6 protein-coding genes are annotated in these 3,404 nt (G+C 71.5%); 1 reads left to right on the plus strand and 5 read right to left on the minus strand.

Features of this window, described 5'->3' with window-relative positions; genetic code table 11:
- The 3 genes from VGD44_RS23155 to VGD44_RS23165 all read right to left on the minus strand — a co-directional run.
- Positions 1 to 819: amidase family protein (locus tag VGD44_RS23155; protein ID WP_414694715.1), on the minus strand; the 819-nt coding region annotated here is incomplete at its 3' end.
- Between the two features lie 28 nt (positions 820 to 847).
- Positions 848 to 1,228, minus strand: a complete 381-nt coding sequence (locus tag VGD44_RS23160; protein ID WP_331090746.1) for a response regulator — start codon at positions 1,226 to 1,228, stop codon at positions 848 to 850.
- 102 nt (positions 1,229 to 1,330) lie between these two features.
- On the minus strand, positions 1,331 to 1,924 hold the full coding sequence (locus tag VGD44_RS23165; RefSeq protein ID WP_331090747.1) for a TetR/AcrR family transcriptional regulator: 594 nt from the start codon (positions 1,922 to 1,924) through the stop codon (positions 1,331 to 1,333).
- A gap of 69 nt (positions 1,925 to 1,993) precedes the next feature.
- Between VGD44_RS23165 and VGD44_RS23170 the strand changes: the two genes are divergently transcribed.
- The gene (locus tag VGD44_RS23170; protein ID WP_331090748.1) at positions 1,994 to 2,404 is read left to right on the plus strand and encodes a VOC family protein; all 411 of its coding nucleotides are present in this window, start codon (positions 1,994 to 1,996) and stop codon (positions 2,402 to 2,404) included.
- Here VGD44_RS23170 and VGD44_RS23175 read toward each other — a convergent pair.
- Positions 2,401 to 3,066 carry a lysophospholipid acyltransferase family protein gene (locus VGD44_RS23175; protein ID WP_331090749.1) on the minus strand — a complete coding sequence of 222 codons (666 nt, stop codon included), beginning with the start codon at positions 3,064 to 3,066 and terminating at the stop codon, positions 2,401 to 2,403. The genes VGD44_RS23170 and VGD44_RS23175 overlap by 4 nt on opposite strands.
- A 5-nt stretch (positions 3,067 to 3,071) precedes the next feature.
- Positions 3,072 to 3,404, minus strand: a 333-nt coding sequence (locus VGD44_RS23180) for a phosphatidate cytidylyltransferase (RefSeq protein ID WP_331090750.1), incomplete at its 5' end; no start/stop codon positions are given.

Here is a 3,404-nt window from a genome sequence, read left to right on the forward strand (position 1 = left end):
CGCCGCGTCGGTCGGGTCGGAGCCGGCGATGGCGGCGAGCACGGCGGCGGCGTCGGCGACGGTGCGGGTCATGGGCCCCGCGGTGTCCTGCTCGGGCGAGATCGGCACGATGTGGGTGCGCGAGACGAGGCCCACGGTGGGCTTCAGGCCCACGACGCTGTTCATGGCCGCCGGGCAGACGACCGAGCCGTCGGTCTCGGTGCCGATGGCGATGGCCGCGAGGCCCGCCGCGATGGCCGCCCCGGAGCCCGAGGACGAGCCGCAGGCGGTGCGGTCGAGGGAATAGGGGTTGCGCACCAGGCCGCCCACGGCGCTCCAGCCGCTGATCGAGCGGGTCGAGCGGAAGTTGGCCCATTCCGAGAGGTTGGTCTTGCCGACGATCACCGCGCCGGCGTCGGTCAGACGCTTCACGATCGGCGCGTCGCGGCGGGTGGCGTTGGCGACGAGCGCCAGGGAGCCGGCGGTCGTCGTGCCCTCGGCGGTCTCGATGTTGTCCTTCAGCAGCACCGGCACGCCGTGCAGCGGCCCGCGGACCTTGCCGGCCTTGCGTTCGGCGTCGAGCCGGCGCGCGTCGGCCACGGCGTTGGCGTTGAGCGCCAGCACCGCGTTCAACTTGGGCCCCGCGCGGTCGATGCGTTCGATGCGCTCGAGGTAGGCGCGGACGAGCTGTTCGGAGGTGACGCGCCCGTCGCTCATGGCCGCCTGCTGCTCGCCGGCCGAGGCGTAGGGGCTGATCGGCTGGCCGAGCGCCGGGCCGGCGGCTGCGGCCAGTGTGAGCGCCCCAAGGCAGGGCGCCAGGGCGGCGGCGGACCGGATCATGCTGAAACCCCCGAAAACGAGGCCGAACTTAGCCGCTCGGCGGCGCAGCGCCAGCCTCGCGGAAGGCCCGTTCGCAGGCCCGCGCCAGGGCGCCCGGCAGGATCGGCTTGTCGACCACGGCGTGGTCGCCCGGATCGAACTGGCCCGCGTTGCCGGTGACATAGATCACCCGCTGCTCGCCGACGGCGGCGGCGATCATCTCGACGGCGGCGACGCCGGTGCCGCCGGTGATGCGGTAGTCGGCGGTGATCAGGTCCGGCCGGGTGGCCTTGGCGCAGGCCAGGGCGTCCTCCGGCGAGTCGGCGATGTCGAAGGTGTCGAAGCCCATGTCGGACAACAGCGCCTCGAGTTCGAGCGCGATCACCGGTTCGTCCTCGATGATCAGGACGTGGCCGCCAGACGCCTTCACGCTACTCACCCACTGATTGCGCTCTGCACCCAATGGTGGAGACTGTTGCACGTGGACGCAAGGGTCGGGAAGCTGACTCTACGGCAGGCTCGGTCGCACCGCTCAGGTTCTGGCGCGCAGGCTTTCCATCAACTGGACGAAGCCGGCCTTGAGCCGGGCCATGGCCGTGGGATCGCCGGACTGGGCGGCCCAGACAACGCCCTGGTTGAGGCCGCCGTTGAGCAGGTGGGCCAGCACCTCTGGGTCGGCGGCGAGCGCGCCGGCGGCCACCGCCTCGCGCACGCCGTCCACGAGGAGGCCGAAGCCGTGGGCGCGGTCGATCTCGTTCCAGCGCTCCCAGCCGAGCACCGAGGGGCCGTCGACCAGCAGGATGCGGCGGGCCTCGGGGCGAGCCACCTGGTCGACGAAGGTGAGGCAGCCGGCGATGAGGCCGTCGACGGGATCGGGCTGGGCTTCCGCAGCCTCCAGCAGGGCCGTTGCCGTCTCGGCGTGCAGCCGTTGGCACACGGCGTCGAACAGGTCCCGCTTGTCCTTGAAGTGGTGGTAGAGCGCGCCACGGGTGAGGCCCGCGGCCGCCAGCACGGCCTCGGTGCTGGTCGCGGCGTAGCCCTGCTCGGCGAACAGGCGCGCCGCGGCGGCCGTCAGGGCCTCGCGGCTCTTCTGGGTGCGCTCGGCGTGGGCGCCTCTCGGGGGCATCGGCGATCCATTTACATACAGACAGTCTGTAGATTATGATGTTTCGCGAACGCCGACAAGGAGGCCGCCATGCGCTTCGTCGACCGCTACCCGATTATCGTGACGCCGAAGCTCTTCGAATGCCGCGACTTCTGGCGCCGGCTGGGATTCGAGGTCGTGTTCGAGGCGAGCTGGTTCGTCTACCTGCAGGCCGAGGGCGCGAGCCTGGCGTTCATGCACCCGGACCATCCCTCGAGCCCGCCGGGGCCGGAGACATTCCCGGGCGAGGGCATGTGCCTGGAGCTGCAGGTGGAGGACGCCGGCGCGGCGCATGCGGAGGCGGTGACGGCGGGCCTGCCGATCACGCTCCCGCTGACCCAGGAGGCGTTCGGCCAGAAACGCTTCGGCTTCCACGACCCGTCGGGCCTGTGGGTGGACGTCGTCGAGCAGACCGAGTCGGCGGAGGGGTTCTGGGAGCAGTACGCGGCGGCGGCGGCCTAGTCTTCGGTGACCGGTTCCGGGTCCCGCCAGTGGAGGGGCGGGGCCTGGTCGCGCAGGGTTTCGAGGGCGGCGCGGATCTCGTCCATGAAGGCGTGGCGATCGCCGGTCCAGTGAAGCGGCGGGCCGACGTGGACGCTGCAGCTCATGGGCACCGGCACGCCCTCGCCCTTCGGCAGCACCCGGCCGGCGCCGGCGATCCAGGCCGGCACGACCGGCGCGTCGGGGAACGCTTCGGCCAGGCGGGCGACGCCGCTCTTCAGGGGCGCCATGTGCTCGGAGGCGTCGCCGCGGGTGCCTTCCGGGAAGATCACCACGATGTCGCCCTGAGCCAGCGCCGCTCGGGCGGGCGCGAGCACGTCGAAGTCGCGGCCCACCTTCTTCCGCTCGACCGGCACGATCCCGATGATGTTGCGCGAGAACCAGCCGATCACTGGGTTGGCCAGGAAGTAGTCGGCCGCCGCGGCGGGGCGTACGTGGCGGATCGTCCGGGCCGGGAAGATGGTCAGCAAGAGGAAGGTGTCGACGTGGCTGTTGTGGTTCGCCACGACAATCGCGGGGCCCTTCGCGGGCAGATGCTCGCGGCCCTCCACGTCGGCGCCGGTCAGGATGCGCGCCAGCGGCTTGGCGACCAGCAGGAGCAGGATCAGGCGGAGGAAGCCCATGCGCCTCAGTAGATGTCGAGCGCGAAGAACGCCATCAGATGGAAGTAGAGCGGCGCGGTGAAGACCAGGCTGTCGGCGCGGTCCAGCACCCCGCCATGGCCCGGGATGAAGTGGGACGTGTCCTTCACGCCGATGTCGCGCTTGACCGCCGACATGGTGACGTCGCCCGCGAAGCCGGCCAGCGGCAGGGCGATCGCCACCGTCCAGAGGCCGACGCCTTCGAGCGGCGTGAAGTAGGGGGCGACGAAGACGATCAGGGCGGCGGTCAGGATCCAGCCGCCCAGGAAGCCTTCCCAGGTCTTGTTGGGGCTGACGCTGGGCATGATCTTGCGGCGGCC

Source organism: Phenylobacterium sp. (assembly GCF_036402295.1).
Taxonomy (GTDB): domain Bacteria; phylum Pseudomonadota; class Alphaproteobacteria; order Caulobacterales; family Caulobacteraceae; genus Phenylobacterium.

Coding starts and splice junctions, on each gene's coding strand:
- VGD44_RS23165 (WP_331090747.1), bottom strand. CDS start 1,924: ATGCCCCCGAGAGGCGCCCACGCCGAGCGCACCCAGAAGAGCCGCGAG.
- VGD44_RS23170 (WP_331090748.1), top strand. CDS start 1,994: ATGCGCTTCGTCGACCGCTACCCGATTATCGTGACGCCGAAGCTCTTC.
- VGD44_RS23175 (WP_331090749.1), bottom strand. CDS start 3,066: ATGGGCTTCCTCCGCCTGATCCTGCTCCTGCTGGTCGCCAAGCCGCTG.